This is a genomic window from Streptomyces sp. NPDC005799, from assembly GCF_040630525.1.
Lineage (GTDB): Bacteria > Actinomycetota > Actinomycetes > Streptomycetales > Streptomycetaceae > Streptomyces > Streptomyces griseorubiginosus_B.
In genome coordinates, this window is sequence record NZ_JBEXXQ010000063.1 from 21,918 (window position 1) to 39,978 (window position 18,061).

An 18,061-nucleotide genomic window follows, 5' to 3' on the forward strand; every position below is an offset into this window, starting at 1 on the left:
TGGCCGGCGCGGCACGGGACTCGGGAATCTCCGGGGACACTCGTGCGTTGTGCAGTACGACGCAGACTCACTGCCCATCGACGTAAGGATCCAATGACCTCCTCTTCATCCCCTTCCCAGGACACGCAGCGCTTCGCGCACACCTATCCCGAAGGTCTTCGGGCCGATGCCCTGATGGAAGAGGACGTCGCCTGGAGCCACGAGATCGACGGAGAGCGGGACGGCGAGCAGTTCGACCGCTCGGAGCGTGCGGCCCTGCGCCGTGTCGCCGGGCTCTCCACCGAGCTCCAGGACGTCACCGAGGTCGAGTACCGCCAGCTCCGGCTGGAGCGGGTCGTCCTCGTCGGCGTCTGGACCTCCGGGACCGCCCAGGACGCGGACAACTCCCTCGCGGAGCTCGCCGCCCTCGCCGAGACCGCCGGCGCGCTCGTGCTCGATGGCGTGATCCAGCGCCGCAGCGAGCCCGACGCGGCGACCTACATCGGCTCCGGCAAGGCGGTCGAGTTGCGGGACATCGTCGTCGAAACCGGCGCCGACACCGTGATCTGCGACGGTGAGCTCAGCCCCGGCCAGCTCATCCACCTCGAGGACGTCGTCAAGGTCAAGGTCATCGACCGCACGGCCCTGATCCTGGACATCTTCGCCCAGCACGCCAAGTCCCGGGAGGGCAAGGCGCAGGTCGCGCTCGCGCAGATGCAGTACATGCTGCCGCGGCTGCGAGGCTGGGGTCAGTCGCTGTCGAGGCAGATGGGCGGCGGCAAGGGCGGCGGCCTCGCCACCCGTGGTCCCGGTGAGACCAAGATCGAGACGGACCGGCGGCGGATCCGCGAGAAGATGGCGAAGATGCGCCGGGAGATCGCGGAGATGAAGACCGGCCGCGAGATCAAGCGCCAGGAGCGCAAGCGCAACAAGGTGCCGTCGGTCGCCATCGCCGGCTACACCAACGCCGGCAAGTCCTCCCTGCTCAACCGCCTCACGGGCGCGGGCGTGCTGGTCGAGAACGCCCTGTTCGCGACCCTGGACCCGACCGTGCGTCGGGCCGAGACCCCGAGCGGTCGGCTGTACACGCTGGCGGACACCGTCGGCTTCGTGCGCCACCTGCCCCACCACCTGGTCGAGGCGTTCCGCTCCACCATGGAGGAGGTCGGCGAGTCCGACCTGATCCTGCACGTGGTGGACGGCTCACACCCGAACCCGGAGGAGCAGCTCGCCGCCGTGCGCGAAGTGATCAGGGACGTCGGCGCCGTCGACGTACCGGAGATCGTCGTGATCAACAAGGCGGACGCGGCCGACCCGCTGACCCTGCAGCGGCTGCTGCGGGTCGAGAAGCGTTCGATCGCCGTCTCGGCGCGCACCGGCCTGGGCATCGCGGAACTGCTCGCCCTCATCGACAACGAACTGCCCCGGCCGTCCGTCGAGATCGAGGCACTGGTGCCGTACACCCACGGCAAGCTGGTGGCGCGCGCGCACGACGAGGGCGAGGTGATCTCCGAGGAACACACCCCGGAGGGCACCCTGCTCAAGGCGCGGGTGCACGAGGAACTGGCGGCGGACCTCGCGCCGTACGTGCCCGCCCCCGCGGTCTGATCGACAGCGCGAAGGCCCGCCCTCCGAACGTTCGGAGAGCGGGCCTTCGCCATGTCCCGGGATCACCGACCGCCGTACGTCCTGCTCATGTTCTGGTAGAGCCTCTCGGCACCCTTGCCGAGCTGCGGACCCGCCAGCCAGGTGTTGGTGGTCGGGCCGATCGAGGTGTTCGACACCAGTTCGGTCTTTCCGTCGACCACCCGGAACCAGCCGCCGCCGGACGAACCGCCGGTCATGGTGCAGCCGATGCGGTACATCGTCGGCAGTGACGGGCTCAGCGACAGCCGTCCGGGCCGGTCTATGCACTTGAACATCTTCAGGCCGCTGTACGGCGGCGCCGCCGGGTAGCCCCAGGCGCCCATCCGGGTCACCTCGGTCGCCGAGGGCGCGGAGAAGTCGACGGGCAGGGCCGCGCCGACCGTCTCCTCCAGGGACTTCGAGCCCTGCTCCGGCTTCACGTGCAGGACGGCGTAGTCGTACGCGGCACCCGCGCCGCCCGTCTCGGAGCCGCCCTGGATCCACTGGCTGGAGGTGGAGGCCCAGTCCGCCCACCAGGTGCCGTACGGGGCTATCTCGGAGGCGTCGGCGTTGCTCAGCCGGGACGCGGACCGGGCGAGGTCGTTGTAGGCCGGCACGAAGGCGATGTTGCGGTACCAGCCGCCGCTCTGCCCGGCGTGCACGCAGTGGCCCGCCGTCCACACCAGGTTGGACTTCCCCGGGTGGTTGACGTCCTTGATCACCGTGCCCGAACAGACCATCGAACCCTCGGGGGAGTCGAAGAAGACCTTGCCCACCGGGGCCGCGTACCGGTGGTACGGCGTCTTCTCGGCCGCCGCCTCGACGGGCGCCGGCTCAGGCTCGCTGACGCCCTGGTCGGCGGCTGCGTCCTGGGTGGAGAGCGTCTTGTTGGCCTCTTTCGCGGACTTCATCCGCTCCGGCTTCCACAGCCCCTCGATCACCGGGTTGGCGAAGTCCTTGGCCGCCCTGAGCCACTTGTCCTTGTCCCCGTCCTTCCAGCCGCCCTTGGCCCACTGGTCGATGTCGATGCCGTGGTCCTTGAGCTTGCCGCGATGTCCGCCGGGATCCCGATCTTCCCGTCGCCGCCGCTCGCGGAGGCGGTGATGGTGGCGTCGGGCTTGTCGCTCGCGCTGTCGCCGGAACCGTTGCACGCGGTCGCGGTCAGGGCCAGGGCGGCGACCAGGCCGGTGGCGGCGAGCGCGGTGCGGCGGATGGTGCGCCGCCCGCGCGGTGGTGCGGCGGGCGCAGGTGTGGAACGCATGGTGCGGTAACCCTCGTTGGAGCGTGGTGTGGCATGGGCCTGCCGGGGGCAGGTGGTCCCACCCCCGGAGCGACACCACTATGCCCGCGCAGTTGAGGGCGAACGGGGACGGGACGGTGAAGGTTTCCGTGAGGCGCCCGGCCCCGCCCGTGCCTACCGGCCGGTCACTGACCGGCGAACTTCTTGCTCACGGATGCGTACACGCCCTTGGCCACGTCCCCCAGCCTCGGTCCCGCCAGCCAGCCCGAACTGACCGGGCCGATCGAGGTGTTCGACACCAGCGCGGGCTGGCCGTCCGAGCCGGTCTCGACCCAGCCGCCGCCGGAGGAACCGCCGGTCATGGTGCAGCCGATGCGGTACATCGTCGGATCCGAGGCGTTCAGCGAAAGCCGTCCCGGCTTGTCCGTGCACCGGTACATCTTCTGTCCGTCGAACGGCGCCGCAGCCGGGTAACCGGTCGCGGTGATGCTGGGAACCTTCGGCACCGCCGGGGCGTTGAAGTTCACAGGAAGTGCCGAACCGACGGTCTCCTGAAGTGACTTGCCGTTGCCGCCCTTCTCCGGCGTCACATGGATGACGGCGTAGTCGTACGGTGCCCCGTCGCCGCCCGTCTCACCGCCCTGCTCGATCCACTGCTGCGAGGTCTGCGCCCAGTCCGCCCACCAGACGCCGTAGGGAGCCACCTGCTCCCGGGTGGCGTTCTGCAGCTCGGCCGCCGTCCTGCCCGAGTCGTTGTACGACGGCACGAAGGCGATGTTGCGGTACCAGCCGCCCTTCTTGCCGGCGTGCACACAGTGCCCCGCGGTCCAGATCAGGTTGGACTTGCCGGGGTGGGCCGGGTCCTCCACGACCGTCGCCGAACAGACCATCGTGCCCTGGGGGGAGTCGAAGAACACCTTGCCGGAGGTCGCCGCGTTGGCGTGGTACGTAGACGCGACGGCCTTCGCGTCCACCGGCGCGGGCGTCGGGTCGGTCACGCCCTGGTCACCGGAGAGGTCGTTGTTGTCGACGCTCTTGTCCGGGTCGTTGGCCCGCCGCATCCGGTCCGTGTTCCACAGGCCCTTGATGATCGGGTTGATGAAATCGTCGGCCTCGCGCAGCCAGTCGTCCTTGTTCCAGTTCTTCCAGGCGCCGTTCTTCCACTTGTCGATGTCGATCCCGTGCTCTTTGAGCTTCTTCCTGATGTCGTCCGGGATCTTGATCTTGCCGTCGCCGCTGCTCGCGGTGTCGGACGCGGACGCGGAGGACTGACCGCCCGCGTTGGTGTCGTTGCCGTTGCAGGCGGTGGCGGTGAGTGCCAGCACCGAGGAGAGCGCTACGACGGCGAACACGGGGGTGGTCCTGCGACTCGCACCCCCGCCTCGCCGGACGTGGAACGACGGCCGTATGGATCGCATGGTCTGAACTCCCCCTGAGATGAACGCGCCGGGCTTCTGCCGAACCGGCCCGTCTGCCGTACCGGGCCCGTGTGGAACGGCATCACACACTATGTGCTCGCTGTCGGGGACTTCCCACGGAACGGCAACGGTTCCGTCACGGAAAGGATCTTGAAGCGACCCGTAACCCGGTGCGGCGAAGGAGGTTGGTAGCGGTGGGTGTTCCGCTGTCCGTGGGCGGTCCCCAGCGGGAGGACATGAGGTCGTGGCCGAGTCTGCGTGTGAGGGGAGTGCGTCCGAGGGAATCGGCGCGGCCGGTGGGGTCTCCGTGTCGGCGCGGGGCGCGTACGACGGGATCCTGCGGCGTCAGTCGGCGCGCGAGTCGGCGGCGCGCACCTATGCGCGTGCCCTGCCGATCGTTCCCGTGCGGGCCCGGGGACTCACCATCGAGGGCGCCGACGGGCGCCGCTACCTCGACTGTCTCTCCGGCGCGGGGACGCTCGCCCTGGGCCACAACCACCCGGTCGTCCTCGAAGCGATCCGCAAGGTCCTGGACTCGGGCGCACCCCTGCACGTCCTCGACCTGGCCACACCCGTCAAGGATGCCTTCGTCACCGAGTTGTTCCGCACCCTGCCCTCCGGGCTCGCCGACCAGGCGCGCGTGCAGTTCTGCGGGCCGGCCGGAACCGACGCGGTGGAGGCCGCGCTGAAACTCGTACGGGCCGCGACCGGCCGCGCCGGGATCATGGCCTTCAGCGGCGCCTACCACGGCATGACCGCCGGAGCCCTGGCCGCATCCGGGGGCGCCCCCGACGTACGGGTCGCCCGACTGCCCTTCCCACAGGACTACCGCTGCCCCTTCGGCATCGGCGGACCTCAGGGCGCCGAACTCGCCGCCCGCTGGACCGAGTCCGTCCTCGACGACCCCAAGTCGGGCGTGCCGTACCCCGCCGGAATGATCCTCGAGCCCGTCCAGGGCGAGGGCGGTGTCATTCCCGCGCCGGACGTCTGGATGCGGCGGATGCGCGAGGTCACGGCAGCCCGGGCCATTCCGTTGATCGCGGACGAGGTCCAGACGGGCGTCGGCCGCACGGGAACCTTCTGGGCGGTGGAGCACAGCGGCATCACCCCGGACGTCATGGTCCTCTCCAAGGCCATCGGCGGCAGCCTCCCCCTCGCGGTGATCGTCTACCGCGAGGACCTGGACGTCTGGCCTCCTGGCGCTCACGCCGGCACCTTCCGCGGCAACCAACTCGCCATGGCCGCGGGCACCGCGACCCTCTCCTACGTCCGCGAGAACGACCTCGCCGCCAGAGCGGCAACGCTCGGCACCCGGATGCAGGACCAACTCCGACAGCTCGGCCGGGAGTTCGCATGTGTGGGGGAGGTGCGGGGGCGGGGGCTGATGATCGGGATCGAGTTCGTGGACACGGAAGGCGACGGGGGCGGAGACGCTGATGCCGGCCTTCGCGATGGTCTCGCCGGTGCGCTTGGTGCGCCCGGTGTTCCTGGTGTGCCTGAGGCGACCCGTGAGTCCGGTGTGCCCTATGTGCGTTGTGAGGCCGGTGCGACCGCCACGGCGGCTGAGCGGTCCGAAGGCCCCCGCCCCGCCGCTCCCGACCTCGCGGCCGCCGTTCAGCGGGAGTGTCTGCGGCGCGGTCTCATCGTCGAACTGGGCGGGCGCCACGCCAGTGTCGTACGTCTGCTCCCCCCACTGACGATCAGTGACGAGCAGGCGGCCGCAGTGCTCGATCGCCTGGCCGACGCCGTGGCTGCGGCAGCCCGAGCCCACGCCGGCCGACCGCTCTCGCCCCGCCGATCGAACGGGGCCCCTCCGCGCAGCCGGAAGGACGAGCGAGCCCAAAGGGCGGGCTGGCGCGGCGACTGACGCTCGCACGCCCCCCTGGTCAACCAGGCCGACCTAAACCTCCGTGACGCAGCACCCGATTCGCCACACCGCGAGTCAGAGCCACCCATGAGGACCGCTTTGAACACCACCCCCACTCCGAAGACCCCCGGACCTGCGACGCCCTCCCGCGGCGCCACCGACGAACCGTGTGTCGACCTGAACCAGCCCACACCGACGGGAACAACCCCGCGGCGGGGTGGAACGAGCGCGGAAGAGGGCAGGGTCCCCGCGCAGCGAAGGGTCCCGTCGTGGGCTTCGGTCACAGCCAACCCGCCGGAGCCCGCCGAAGACTCGTGCCACGGCATGGCCGACCTCCTTGAGTACCCCGATCCACACACCGCAGCCGACGCCGCGGCCATCGAGAACCTGCTCCGCTGCTGGGTCCGCGAGACCGATCTTCCGGCCCCTGACAGCGGTGCGCTCCGCATCTCCCTGCCCGCCAGCGGCACGGCACTGCTCGTCCCGGTCAACTACTGGTCGCCCTCGGGATGGCACCGCTTCGGCCCTCCGAGTCTCGCCGACTCCTCCGATCAGTCCCCGCCTGCCGATGCCGTCACCATCGCCGCCCTGCTCGCCCGCGAGACAGCCACATGCAGCGTCCCGAACGCACGGCCCGCTCTCCCTCCCTTCTCCGTGACCGCTTCCGACCTGGTCACCCGCGTAGCCGACTCCTCCCGTCGTACCGCAACTTTCATCCGTGAACGCCGGGAGCACCCTTCCGACGGCTCGGACCTCTTCCTCTCCGCCGAGCAGGCACTCGTGCTCGGCCACCCACTGCACCCCACCCCGAAGAGCCGCGAAGGTCTCTCCGAGTACGAAGCCCGCCTGTATTCACCCGAGTTGCGCGGCTCCTTTCCTCTGCACTGGCTGGCCGTCGCTCCCTCCCTGCTCGCCACCGACTCCGCCTGGACCGAGCGCGGCCGCCCCGTCCCTGCCCCGCAACTCACCACTCGACTCGCCGAATGCGAACTGTCGCTACCGGACGGCCATGCGGCCCTTCCCCTCCACCCCTGGCAACTGCGCGAGGTCCGCCGCCGCCCCGAGCTCTCGCCCCTGTTCGACGTCGGATTGCTCCGCGACCTCGGCCCCCAAGGGTCTCCGTGGCACCCCACCTCCTCCGTTCGCACCGTCCACCGCACCGGCGCCCCCGCGATGCTCAAACTGTCGCTGGCCCTGCGTATCACCAACTCCCGTCGCGAGAACCTCCGCAAGGAACTGCACCGGGGCGTCGAGGTCCACCGCCTGCTGCGCAGCGGCCTGTCCCAGCAGTGGCGGGCCGCGCACCCGGGGTTCGACATCGTCCGTGACCCGGCCTGGCTCGCCGTCGACACCCCGGACGGCGAACCGGTGCCCGGCCTCGACGTGATGATCCGGCACAACCCGTTCCGCGCCGCCGACGACGTCTCCTGCGTGGCCGGACTCGTCGCACCCCGGCCACTGGACCCGTCCGCCCCTCCGGCGAGCCCGGCCCACCGCCCGGAGGCCGATCCGCAGCCGATGCGGTCCCGCCTGGCCATGGTGGTCACCCGTCTCGCCCTTCGGACGGGACGCCCGCGCGGAGCCGTGGCCGCCGAGTGGTTCCTGCGCTACCTCGAGCAGGTCGTCCGTCCCGTGCTGTGGCTGGACGCGGAGGCAGGCATCGCCCTGGAAGCCCACCAGCAGAACACGCTGCTCCTGCTGGATGCCGACGGCTGGCCCACAGGCGGCCGTTACCGCGACAACCAGGGCTACTACTTCCGTGAATCCCGCCGTACGGAACTCGATGCCCGGCTGCCCGGCATCGGCGAGCGCAGCGACACCTTCGTTTCCGACGAGGTCACCGACGAGCGTTTCGCGTACTACCTCGCGATCAACAACGTCCTCGGCCTCATCGGGGCGTTCGGCTCCCAGCGCCTGGCGGACGAAGGGCTGCTGGTCGCCGCCTTCCGCCGCTTCCTCGGCGGCGTCGCCTCCGGTCCCGCTGCACTGCGCACTTCGCTCCCGGCCCACCTGCTCGACTCGCCCGTCCTGCGGTGCAAGGCCAACCTGCTGACCCGGCTGCACGGCCTCGACGAACTCGTCGGCCCGGTCGACACCCAGTCCGTCTACGTCACCATCGCCAATCCCCTCCGTCTGTGAGAACAGCTGGTCGCACACCCCTCCCCGCTTTCCCGAGCACCGACTCCCTTCATCGCTGAGGAACATGCCCCACCCGCACTTCTGAGAGGAGCGTCGCCGTGTCTTCCACCGACGCCGGCGCACACGCAGCGCCAGCCCCTGCTCCCCGTACCGACACCGACGCCGAGACCGGCCCCCTTCCGGCCGGGAGCGGCACCGTGAGCACGGACAGCGACAGCGAGGACACGCTGGAACTGCGCCTGCCCGACGAACTGATCGCGCTCTTCTCCGAGGAGGAGGGGGTCCATGCCGACGAGGCACCGGGGCGGCGTGAGATCAGGACCGCGCCCTCTCGCGCACCCTCCATCGACGGCGACCTCCTGGACGACGTCGGAGACTGGGGACCTGTGACCACACCCGCGGGCGCGTTCCACCTCGTCCCCGTGCACATCGAGCGGGACCTTCCGCTGGTCAGCCGCTGGATGAACGACCCTGCCGTCGCCGAGTTCTGGAGGCTGGCCGGTCCTCCGGCAGTGACAGAGGACCACCTGCGCGCCCAGTGCACCGGCGACGGACGCAGCGTCCCGTGTCTCGGTGTGCTGGAGGGCACCCCGATGAGTTACTGGGAGATCTACCGGGCGGACCTGGACCCGCTGGCCCGCCACTATCCCGCCCGACCTCATGACACCGGAATCCACCTCCTCATCGGTGCTGTCGCCGACCGTGGGCGAGGTCTCGGCAGCATCCTGCTCAGAGCCGTCGCCGACCTCGCTCTCGACAAGCGCCCTGTCTGCGCGCGCGTCGTCGCGGAACCGGACCTTCGCAACACCCCCTCCATCGCCGCCTTTCTGAGCGCCGGTTTCCGGTTCTCCGCCGAGGTCGAACTTCCCGCCAAACGGGCCGCTCTCATGGTCCGAGACCGGTTGCTGCGCGATCTGCTGTGACTCCGTGTCGCGACGTCGTCACTTTTGGTACACCGGCCGGGCCGATCCGGTTCCCACTTCGCACCGTCGACCGCTTCGACGCCGAAATTCACCCAGCTCATGTCGAAACCGAGCGACGGTGGCTCTCGCCCATCCAGAACGGCACTCACTCCATCCATCGACGGTCACTGACGATCCGAAGCGGTCCGATCCGAACCCGGCCACGGCGCACCCGGCCCTGATGCCGCCCCTCGTCCCCGCCGTGATCACCCTTTTGTCAGTGCCGCGCCGTAGGGTGGTCGCGCTATGACGAAGCCCTCACTCCCCGAACTCCTGCATGCTGCCGTCACTGCCGTCGGCGGTACGGAGCGCCCCGGCCAGGTGACCATGGCCGAAGCCGTCGCGGAGGCGATCGACGACGGCTCCCATCTGCTGGTGCAGGCGGGCACCGGCACCGGAAAGTCGCTGGGCTATCTCGTGCCCGCGCTCGCGCACGGGGAGAGAGTCGTCGTGGCGACGGCGACCCTCGCCCTGCAGCGTCAGCTCGTCGAGCGGGACCTGCCGCGCACGGTCGAGGCCCTGCACCCCCTGCTGCGCCGCCGTCCGGAGTTCGCGATGCTGAAGGGCAGATCGAACTACCTGTGCCTGCACCGCCTCCACGAGGGTGTTCCGCAGGACGAGGAAGAAGGCCTGTTCGACCAGTTCGAGGCGGCCGCACCCACCAGCAAGCTGGGCCAGGACCTGCTGCGGATGCGTGACTGGGCCGACGAGACCGAGTCCGGCGACCGTGACGACCTCACCCCCGGCGTCTCCGACCGCGCCTGGTCCCAGGTGTCGGTCTCGTCCCGTGAGTGCCTGGGCGCGTCGAAGTGCGCGTACGGCGCCGAGTGCTTCGCCGAGATGGCACGCGAGCGCGCCAAGCTCTCCGACGTGGTCGTCACCAACCACGCGCTGCTCGCCATCGACGCCATCGAGGGCGCGCCGGTCCTGCCGCAGCACGAGGTGCTGATCGTCGACGAGGCGCACGAACTGGTATCCCGTGTCACCGGAGTCGCCACCGGCGAACTCACACCCGGCCAGGTCAACCGCGCGGTGCGCCGCGCCGCCAAGCTGGCCAACGAGAAGGCCGCCGACCAGCTGCAGACCGCCGCCGAGGGCTTCGAGCGGCTCATGGAGCTGGCCCTGCCCGGCCGTCTGGAGGAGATCCCCGAGGACCTCGGCTACGCGCTCATGGCGCTGCGCGACGCCTGCCGCACGGTCATCTCCGCGATCGGTGCGACCCGTGACAAGTCCGTGCAGGACGAGGACGCGGTTCGCAAGCAGGCGCTGGCGTCCGTCGAGGCGGTGCACGACGTGGCGGAGCGCGTCACCAACGGCAGTGAGTGGGACGTCGTCTGGTACGAGCGCCACGACCGGTTCGGCGCCTCCCTGCGCGTCGCCCCCATGTCGGTGTCGGGCCTGCTGCGGGAGAAGCTGTTCGCCGACCGGTCCGTCGTCCTGACATCGGCGACGCTGAAGCTGGGCGGGGACTTCAACGGCGTCGGCGCCTCACTCGGACTCGCCCCGGAGGGCACGGAGGGCGAGGACCTGCCCAAGTGGAAGGGCGTGGATGTCGGCTCCCCGTTCGACTACCCCAGGCAGGGCATCCTGTACGTCGCCAAGCACCTGGCGCGCCCCGCGCGTGACGGCGACCGGGTGGACATGCTGGACGAACTGACCCAGCTGATCCAGGCGGCGGGCGGCCGTACGCTCGGCCTCTTCTCGTCCATGCGGGCTGCCCAGCTCGCCGCCGAGGAACTCCGCTCCCGCATCCCGGAGTTCCCGATCCTGCTGCAGGGCGAGGAGACCCTGGGGGAGCTGATCAAGAACTTCGCCGCCGACCCGCAGACCTGTCTGTTCGGCACGCTGTCGCTCTGGCAGGGGGTCGACGTCCCGGGCCCCAGCTGCCAGCTGGTCGTCATGGACAAGATCCCGTTCCCGCGCCCGGACGACCCGTTGATGAGCGCCCGCCAGAAGGCGGTGGAGGACGCCGGGGGCAACGGCTTCATGGCGGTCGCCGCCACCCATGCCGCGCTGCTCATGGCTCAGGGTGCCGGCCGCCTCGTACGCGCGTCGGGAGACCGGGGTGTGGTGGCCGTACTCGACCAGCGTCTGGCCACGGCCCGGTACGGCAGCTATCTGAAGGCGTCACTGCCCGACTTCTGGTACACGACGGACCGTCATCAGGTCCGGAAGTCCCTGTCGGCGATCGACGCGGCCGCCAAGAAGGCGGAGGCGGAGGCGGAATGACGGGTGGGTAGCCTGACGCGGCGCCGCGTCAGGCTACCCACCCGTCCTCGATCTCCGGCCCCGGGGGCCGGGCACAACACAGGGCCCCGGAACCGGCGCAGGGGTCCCGGGGCCCGGTCAGGGGGCGGCCGCCACAGAGCCGCCCGCCGCGGCCGTCATACGCGCCGCAGCACCGCCACCACCTTGCCGAGGATGGTCGCGTCGTCGCCGGGGATCGGCTCGTACGCGGAGTTGTGCGGGAGGAGCCAGACATGGCCGTCCTCGCGCTTGAAGCGCTTCACGGTGGCCTCGCCGTCGAGCATCGCGGCGACGATGTCGCCGTTCTCCGCGACGGGCTGACGGCGGACCGTGACCCAGTCGCCGTCGCAGATCGCGGCCTCGATCATCGAGTCGCCGACGACCTTCAGGACGAACAGCTCGCCGTCACCGACCAGCTGGCGGGGGAGAGGGAAGACATCCTCGACCGACTCCTCGGCGAGGATCGGGCCACCGGCGGCGATCCGGCCGACCAGCGGGACGTACGACGCGGCGGGCTTGCCGGCGGTGTCGGTGGGCTGCACGGTGGCCGCCTGGTCGGAGCCGCGCACCTCGTACGCGCGCGGGCGGTGCGGGTCGCGGCGCAGGAAGCCCTTGCGCTCCAGAGCCATCAGCTGGTGTGCGACGGACGAGGTGCTGGAGAGGCCGACCGCCTGGCCGATCTCCCGCATCGACGGCGGGTAGCCGCGCCGCTGGACGGAATCCCTGATGACCTCGATCACCCGGCGCTGCCGGTCGGTGAGTCCGGAGCTGTCCGCCCGGATGCCTGGAGGTCGGCCCGGCAGGGAGCGCTTGTGCCCCTCCGGATTCACGGCTTCGTTCATCGCATGCACCGGCTCGAGTCGGCCCTGGGAGCGGTCCTGGGCAGTGATGGTGGCACTGTCTGCGGTGGTGGTCACGTCGGCCCCTCTCGATGGTCTCCCTGCTGGACAACGGTAGTTGCTTTCGAAAGGTTGCGCCAAACACACGTTCGAGTGAAAAAACGCGGATCGCCTTACTTGATCACGTGTCTGGGTGTATGGCTAACGCGGCACCTGGCGGACGAAAGGGCTCATTGTTGTACTCTTTACCGCCGGGGTGATGGCCTCGTGGGTTGGTGCCCCAGTCTGCCATCCGGCGTCCCCGCAACCGGGAACCGGCCCCCATTTCTGCGGGAGTCGCACGCCCTCTCCTTGTGGCGCCCACGGTATCTCCCCACGTGCCGTAACGGTACGCCTGTACGCGTGTGCATTCCGTGCGGCGGAGCAGCCGTATGGCACATGCCAATACGCGCGCGACACGCGTGTACGGCGTGTATGTATGAGCCAATCCCCACATCTAGTGGTTGGATTGCAGCAGCAGCCCAGAAGTTGTGGTCCCCCGGGTCTCCGGACCCATGGTCATCGCCTATGCTTGGGGCTGCTTCGAGGGGCCCATGGGGCTTAGCGAGGCTATTGAGTCTGCTGTGAGGAGGGTTGGGAGATCATGCACTGCCCCTTCTGCAGGCACCCCGACAGCCGCGTCGTCGACAGTCGTACGACCGACGACGGCACGTCGATCCGCAGGCGCCGTCAGTGTCCTGACTGCTCCCGTCGTTTCACGACGGTGGAGACGTGCTCACTGATGGTGGTCAAGCGGTCCGGAGTCACCGAGCCCTTCAGTCGTACCAAGGTCATCAACGGTGTGCGCAAGGCATGCCAGGGACGGCCTGTCACCGAGGACGCCCTCGCCCAGCTCGGCCAGCGGGTCGAGGAGGCGGTGCGGGCCACCGGAAGCGCCGAGCTGACCACCCACGACGTGGGGCTGGCCATACTCGGCCCGTTGCAGGAACTCGACCTTGTCGCGTATCTGCGATTCGCCTCCGTCTACCGGGCGTTCGACTCGCTCGAGGACTTCGAGGCCGCGATCGCGGAACTCAGGGAGGAGACGCGACGCGTCGGCGCGGACGACGACGACCGTGAGGACGCCGGCGCGGGGAGCCGGGAAGACGACATCGGGCCCGGAGGGACCGCCCAGGTCCCCGAGCCCGTGCACGCCGCCGACTGATCGGCGGGCCGGAACGCGGGGCGCAAGGCCCCTTCGTCCGGCCGAACGGCGGCGATCGAGACCTGTTGCGGGCGTAGCGAGTGGGTGCCCGCAACACCAGACAGAACACCGTGCCACGGGAACAACGGGGCACTTCAGGGCGTTTTAGCCCGTACAGGGAGGCGGCATGACAGAGACGGCGAGCGGTCCGGCACGGAGTTCCCGCGCCAAGGGCACCAAGGCGACCAAGGGACTGCGTATCGAGCGCATCCACACCACCCCCGGCGTGCACCCGTACGACGAGGTGGCCTGGGAGCGCCGTGACGTCGTCATGACCAACTGGCGCGACGGCTCGGTCAACTTCGAGCAGCGCGGCGTCGAGTTCCCCGACTTCTGGTCGGTGAACGCGGTCAACATCGTCACCAGCAAGTACTTCCGCGGTGCCGTGGGCACCCCGCAGCGCGAGACCAGCCTCAGGCAGCTGATCGACCGCATCGTGAAGACGTACCGGAAGGCCGGCGAGGACTACAAGTACTTCGCCTCGCCCGCCGACGCGGAGATCTTCGAGCACGAGCTGGCGTACGCCCTCCTGCACCAGGTCTTCAGTTTCAACAGCCCCGTCTGGTTCAACGTCGGCACCCCGCAGCCCCAGCAGGTGTCCGCCTGCTTCATCCTGTCCGTCGACGACTCCATGGAGTCGATCCTCGACTGGTACAAGGAAGAGGGCATGATCTTCAAGGGTGGCTCCGGCGCCGGCCTGAACCTCTCCCGAATCCGCTCCTCCAAGGAACTGCTGTCCTCCGGTGGCAACGCCTCCGGCCCGGTCTCCTTCATGCGCGGCGCCGACGCCTCCGCCGGCACCATCAAGTCCGGTGGCGCCACTCGCCGGGCCGCGAAGATGGTCATCCTCGACGTCGACCACCCGGACGTCGAGGACTTCATCGAGACCAAGGTGAAGGAGGAGGAGAAGATCCGCGCCCTGCGTGACGCGGGCTTCGACATGGACCTCGGCGGCGAGGACATCACCTCCGTCCAGTACCAGAACGCCAACAACTCGGTCCGTGTCAACGACGAGTTCATGACGGCGGTCGAGCAGGGCGGCAAGTTCGGCCTCCGCGCGCGGATGACCGGCGAGGTCATCGAAGAGGTCGACGCCAAGGCCCTGTTCCGCAAGATGGCCGAGGCCGCCTGGGCCTGCGCCGACCCGGGCATCCAGTACGACAACGTCATCAACCAATGGCACACGTGCCCGGAGTCCGGCCGTATCAACGGCTCGAACCCGTGCAGCGAGTACATGCACCTGGACAACACGTCCTGCAACCTCGCCTCGCTGAACCTGATGAAGTTCCTCAAGGACGACGGCAAGGGCCACCAGTCCTTCGACGTCGAGCGCTTCTCCAAGGTCGTCGAGCTCGTCATCACCGCGATGGACATCTCCATCTGCTTCGCCGACTTCCCCACCCAGAAGATCGGCGACAACACACGCGCGTTCCGCCAGCTGGGCATCGGATACGCCAACCTCGGCGCGCTGCTGATGGCCACCGGCCACGCCTACGACTCCGACGGCGGCCGCGCCCTGGCCGGCGCCATCACCTCCCTGATGACCGGCACGTCGTACAAGCGCTCCGCCGAACTCGCCGCGGTGGTGGGCCCGTACGACGGCTACGCGCGCAACGCCAGTGCCCACAACCGCGTCATGAAGCAGCACGCCGACGCCAACGGCACGGCCGTGCGCATGGACGACCTGGACACGCCGGTATGGGCCGCCGCCACGGAGGCCTGGCAGGACGTGCTGCGTCTCGGTGAGAAGAACGGTTTCCGTAACTCCCAGGCGTCCGTCCTCGCCCCGACCGGGACCATCGGTCTGGCGATGTCCTGCGACACCACCGGCGTCGAGCCCGATCTGGCCCTGGTCAAGTTCAAGAAGCTCGTCGGCGGCGGCTCCATGCAGATCGTCAACGGCACGGTCCCGCAGGCCCTGCGCCGCCTGGGCTACCAGGAGGAGCAGATCGAGGCGATCGTCGCCCACATCGCCGAGCACGGCAATGTGATCGACGCCCCCGGGCTCAAGCACGAGCACTACGAGGTGTTCGACTGCGCCATGGGCGAGCGGGCCATCTCCCCGATGGGCCACGTGCGCATGATGGCCGCGATCCAGCCGTGGATCTCCGGCGCCATCTCCAAGACGGTCAACATGCCGGAGTCGGCGACCGTCGAGGAGGTCGAGGAGATCTACTTCGAGGCCTGGAAGCTGGGCGTCAAGGCGCTCGCCATCTACCGCGACAACTGCAAGGTCGGCCAGCCCCTCTCCGCGAAGACCAAGGAGAAGGAGAAGGCCCAGGTCACGGAGAAGGCCGAGGCGACCATCCGCGAGACGGTCGAGAAGGTCATCGAGTACCGCCCGGTCCGTAAGCGCCTCCCGAAGGGCCGCCCCGGCATCACGACGTCCTTCACGGTCGGCGGCGCCGAGGGCTACATGACCGCCAACTCCTACCCGGACGACGGTCTCGGCGAGGTCTTCCTGAAGATGTCCAAGCAGGGTTCGACTCTCGCGGGCATGATGGACGCCTTCTCCATCGCGGTCTCCGTCGGCCTCCAGTACGGCGTGCCCCTGGAGACGTACGTCTCGAAGTTCACCAACATGCGCTTCGAGCCGGCCGGTATGACGGACGACCCGGACGTACGGATGGCGCAGTCGATCGTCGACTACATCTTCCGCCGCCTGGCGCTGGACTTCCTGCCGTTCGAGACGCGCTCCGCGCTCGGCATCCACTCCGCCGAGGAGCGCCAGCGTCACCTGGAGACCGGGTCCTACGAGCCGGCCGAGGACGAGGTCGACGTCGAGGGTCTCGCCCAGTCGGCGCCCCGTGCCCAGGAGCTGAAGGCCGTCGCCATGCCGCGTGCCGAGGTCCAGGCGGCCAAGCCCGCTCCGAAGCAGGCCCACACCAGCGCCGAGCTGGTCGAGATGCAGCTGGGCATCCAGGCCGACGCCCCGCTGTGCTTCTCCTGCGGCACGAAGATGCAGCGGGCCGGTTCCTGCTACATCTGCGAGGGCTGCGGGTCGACCAGCGGCTGCAGCTGATGTGACCTAGCCGGTCAGGGCGGTGGCACCGGGACTCCGGTGTCACCGCCCTTCGCGCTCTTCGGGGGCGGGGCACCTGTGTCAGGACGCCGCCTTCGTGTACTTGAGAATTCCACTTTCCCCACAGAAGGATCACAGGTTAGGCTCCCCCGGCGCACGACCGGCGCGAACATCGGGGTGGGGGACGTGGGGGACATGGTCGACGAATTCGCCGACACCAAGCAGAACATGGGCAGCGAGCCCGCAACGGGCGCCGGCAAGCCCGAGAAGAGCGTGGACACGGGTGCTCAGGTCATCGCGGCGATCGTGGTGGTCGTCGGCCTCGCAGGCGCCTTGTGGGTCCTCGGGGGAGGCCGGGACGCGGCGGGTGACACCAAGCCCGCCGTCTGCGACACCACGCACGGCGCCACATCGCCCAGGCACATCTCCGCGGCACAGCTGTGCACGGCGCTCAACCGTTCCGACCTGCCGACGCTCCTCGGCACGCCGGACGAGCAGGCGATCAGTGCCAGCGGCAACGTGAGCACGTTCACCTCCGCCGACGGCACGAAGACGTCTTCCCCGGAGGCGGACGTCGACCTGAAGACGTACTCCCTGGAGCTCACCGCGTCCGACGACGACTTCCCGGTGTCCGAGCTGGCCGACTTCCTCGGCGGCACCGTCCAGAAGAGGAGCTTCCTCGGCCACCCTGCGGTCCTCTACTCGGACCACACCACCGCCCTGCGCTTCAACCTGGGCGGCGGCAAGGTCCACACGGGCCCCGGAGGCATCGCCCGCACTCTGATCGTCGCCAAGGACGCCAAGGACGGCGGCGGGTCCTTCGAGGTGTCCATCTGGCGTCAGGACTTCGCGACACCCGACGACGCGGCGCTTTTCCGCGTCGCCGAGAAGGTGCTGCCGACGGTCCCGGGGTGGACCGCCGGCTGACCGGAGGTCAGGGCTGGTCGATCCGGCCCATGGTCCGGGTGAACGTCGCGGGGTCGTCCTCGTGACCGTGGACGCCCGGACGGAAGTTCCAGGAGCCCGACTCGTCCCGCACGAACTCCCCGACGGTGGCCGCCGTGGCCCCGAGGACGTCCCCGAAGTCGTCCTCGGCGAGCACGGTGTAGCCCTCCCGTATGCGCCACCCCGGGTTGACCACGCTGACGAAGGTCCGGTGCGCCGCGCGCTGCTGGATGACGACGCCGACGACCACGCGCGCGTACCGGTCGCTGAGCCGGTCCAGCTCCAGCGTCATGACCTCGTCCCAGCCGAAACCCTTGCCGTCCTTGCTGTCGCGGTTGAGGTAAATGGTGCCGTCGGGAGAGCGGCTGTCGAAGTGCACCACATAGGCCGGATCGCCGTACGCGTCGCCCACCGGGTAGGTGGCGGCAACGATGTCCAGATCGGTGGGCGGCTGACCAGCCGGACTCGGATCCCACTTGAGGGCGATCTCGGCCTTGCGGATCCCCTTGTTGAGGCCGTTCACCACAGCTCCCC

General features: G+C 69.5%; 11 protein-coding genes and 1 pseudogene. 8 read left to right on the top strand and 4 right to left on the bottom strand.

Annotated features, from left to right (window positions below; all coding sequences use genetic code 11):
* Nucleotides 1-93: 93 nt before the first annotated feature.
* Complete coding sequence (hflX, locus tag ABZ453_RS42050; protein WP_359023873.1) at nucleotides 94-1,587, top strand: GTPase HflX; 1,494 nt, start codon at nucleotides 94-96, stop codon at nucleotides 1,585-1,587.
* A 62-nt stretch (nucleotides 1,588-1,649) separates the two neighbouring features.
* Here hflX and ABZ453_RS42055 read toward each other — a convergent pair.
* Together ABZ453_RS42055 and ABZ453_RS42060 are read right to left on the bottom strand one after the other, a co-directional pair.
* Nucleotides 1,650-2,866 (bottom strand): annotated as a pseudogene (locus ABZ453_RS42055) (hypothetical protein).
* A gap of 164 nt (nucleotides 2,867-3,030) precedes the next feature.
* Entirely contained in the window at nucleotides 3,031-4,263 is a 1,233-nt protein-coding gene (locus ABZ453_RS42060) for a hypothetical protein (RefSeq protein WP_359023875.1), read from the bottom strand.
* 283 nt (nucleotides 4,264-4,546) lie between these two features.
* Here ABZ453_RS42060 and ABZ453_RS42065 point away from each other — a divergent pair, with 283 nt between their 5' ends.
* From ABZ453_RS42065 to ABZ453_RS42080, 4 genes are all read left to right on the top strand, one after another.
* On the top strand, nucleotides 4,547-6,130 hold the full coding sequence (locus tag ABZ453_RS42065; RefSeq protein ID WP_359023920.1) for a diaminobutyrate--2-oxoglutarate transaminase family protein: 1,584 nt from the start codon (nucleotides 4,547-4,549) through the stop codon (nucleotides 6,128-6,130).
* Nucleotides 6,131-6,454: 324 nt separating this feature from the next.
* A complete protein-coding gene (locus ABZ453_RS42070) occupies nucleotides 6,455-8,269 on the top strand; it encodes an IucA/IucC family protein (protein WP_359023877.1) in 1,815 nt (604 codons plus the stop codon).
* Nucleotides 8,270-8,466: 197 nt separating this feature from the next.
* Nucleotides 8,467-9,192 carry a GNAT family N-acetyltransferase gene (locus tag ABZ453_RS42075; protein ID WP_359023879.1) on the top strand — a complete coding sequence of 242 codons (726 nt, stop codon included), beginning with the start codon at nucleotides 8,467-8,469 and terminating at the stop codon, nucleotides 9,190-9,192.
* Between the two features lie 285 nt (nucleotides 9,193-9,477).
* Complete coding sequence (locus tag ABZ453_RS42080) at nucleotides 9,478-11,460, top strand: ATP-dependent DNA helicase (protein WP_359023881.1); 1,983 nt, start codon at nucleotides 9,478-9,480, stop codon at nucleotides 11,458-11,460.
* A gap of 155 nt (nucleotides 11,461-11,615) precedes the next feature.
* Here ABZ453_RS42080 and lexA read toward each other — a convergent pair whose 3' ends face one another.
* Nucleotides 11,616-12,395 carry a transcriptional repressor LexA gene (gene lexA, locus ABZ453_RS42085; RefSeq protein ID WP_208783605.1) on the bottom strand — a complete coding sequence of 260 codons (780 nt, stop codon included), beginning with the start codon at nucleotides 12,393-12,395 and terminating at the stop codon, nucleotides 11,616-11,618.
* Between the two features lie 565 nt (nucleotides 12,396-12,960).
* Here lexA and nrdR point away from each other — a divergent pair.
* From nrdR to ABZ453_RS42100, 3 genes are all read left to right on the top strand, one after another.
* Nucleotides 12,961-13,521, top strand: coding sequence for a transcriptional regulator NrdR (gene nrdR / locus ABZ453_RS42090; protein ID WP_359023884.1), 561 nt, complete (start codon nucleotides 12,961-12,963; stop codon nucleotides 13,519-13,521).
* 166 nt (nucleotides 13,522-13,687) lie between these two features.
* Nucleotides 13,688-16,582 carry a vitamin B12-dependent ribonucleotide reductase gene (locus tag ABZ453_RS42095; RefSeq protein WP_359023886.1) on the top strand — a complete coding sequence of 965 codons (2,895 nt, stop codon included), beginning with the start codon at nucleotides 13,688-13,690 and terminating at the stop codon, nucleotides 16,580-16,582.
* A 195-nt stretch (nucleotides 16,583-16,777) separates the two neighbouring features.
* A complete protein-coding gene (locus ABZ453_RS42100) occupies nucleotides 16,778-17,509 on the top strand; it encodes a DUF6215 domain-containing protein (RefSeq protein ID WP_359023888.1) in 732 nt (243 codons plus the stop codon).
* A gap of 7 nt (nucleotides 17,510-17,516) precedes the next feature.
* Here ABZ453_RS42100 and ABZ453_RS42105 read toward each other — a convergent pair whose 3' ends face one another.
* Nucleotides 17,517-18,050 (bottom strand): TerD family protein, encoded by a 534-nt coding sequence (locus ABZ453_RS42105; RefSeq protein WP_208783601.1) that lies wholly within the window; start codon nucleotides 18,048-18,050, stop codon nucleotides 17,517-17,519.
* Nucleotides 18,051-18,061: the final 11 nt, after the last annotated feature.

Bases quoted from the DNA above. Each gene is read 5' to 3' on its own strand.
- hflX (WP_359023873.1), top strand. From the start codon at position 94: ATGACCTCCTCTTCATCCCCTTCCCAGGACACGCAGCGCTTCGCGCAC.
- ABZ453_RS42060 (WP_359023875.1), bottom strand. From the start codon at position 4,263: ATGCGATCCATACGGCCGTCGTTCCACGTCCGGCGAGGCGGGGGTGCG.
- ABZ453_RS42070 (WP_359023877.1), top strand. From the start codon at position 6,455: ATGGCCGACCTCCTTGAGTACCCCGATCCACACACCGCAGCCGACGCC.
- ABZ453_RS42080 (WP_359023881.1), top strand. From the start codon at position 9,478: ATGACGAAGCCCTCACTCCCCGAACTCCTGCATGCTGCCGTCACTGCC.
- nrdR (WP_359023884.1), top strand. From the start codon at position 12,961: ATGCACTGCCCCTTCTGCAGGCACCCCGACAGCCGCGTCGTCGACAGT.
- ABZ453_RS42095 (WP_359023886.1), top strand. From the start codon at position 13,688: ATGACAGAGACGGCGAGCGGTCCGGCACGGAGTTCCCGCGCCAAGGGC.
- ABZ453_RS42100 (WP_359023888.1), top strand. From the start codon at position 16,778: ATGGTCGACGAATTCGCCGACACCAAGCAGAACATGGGCAGCGAGCCC.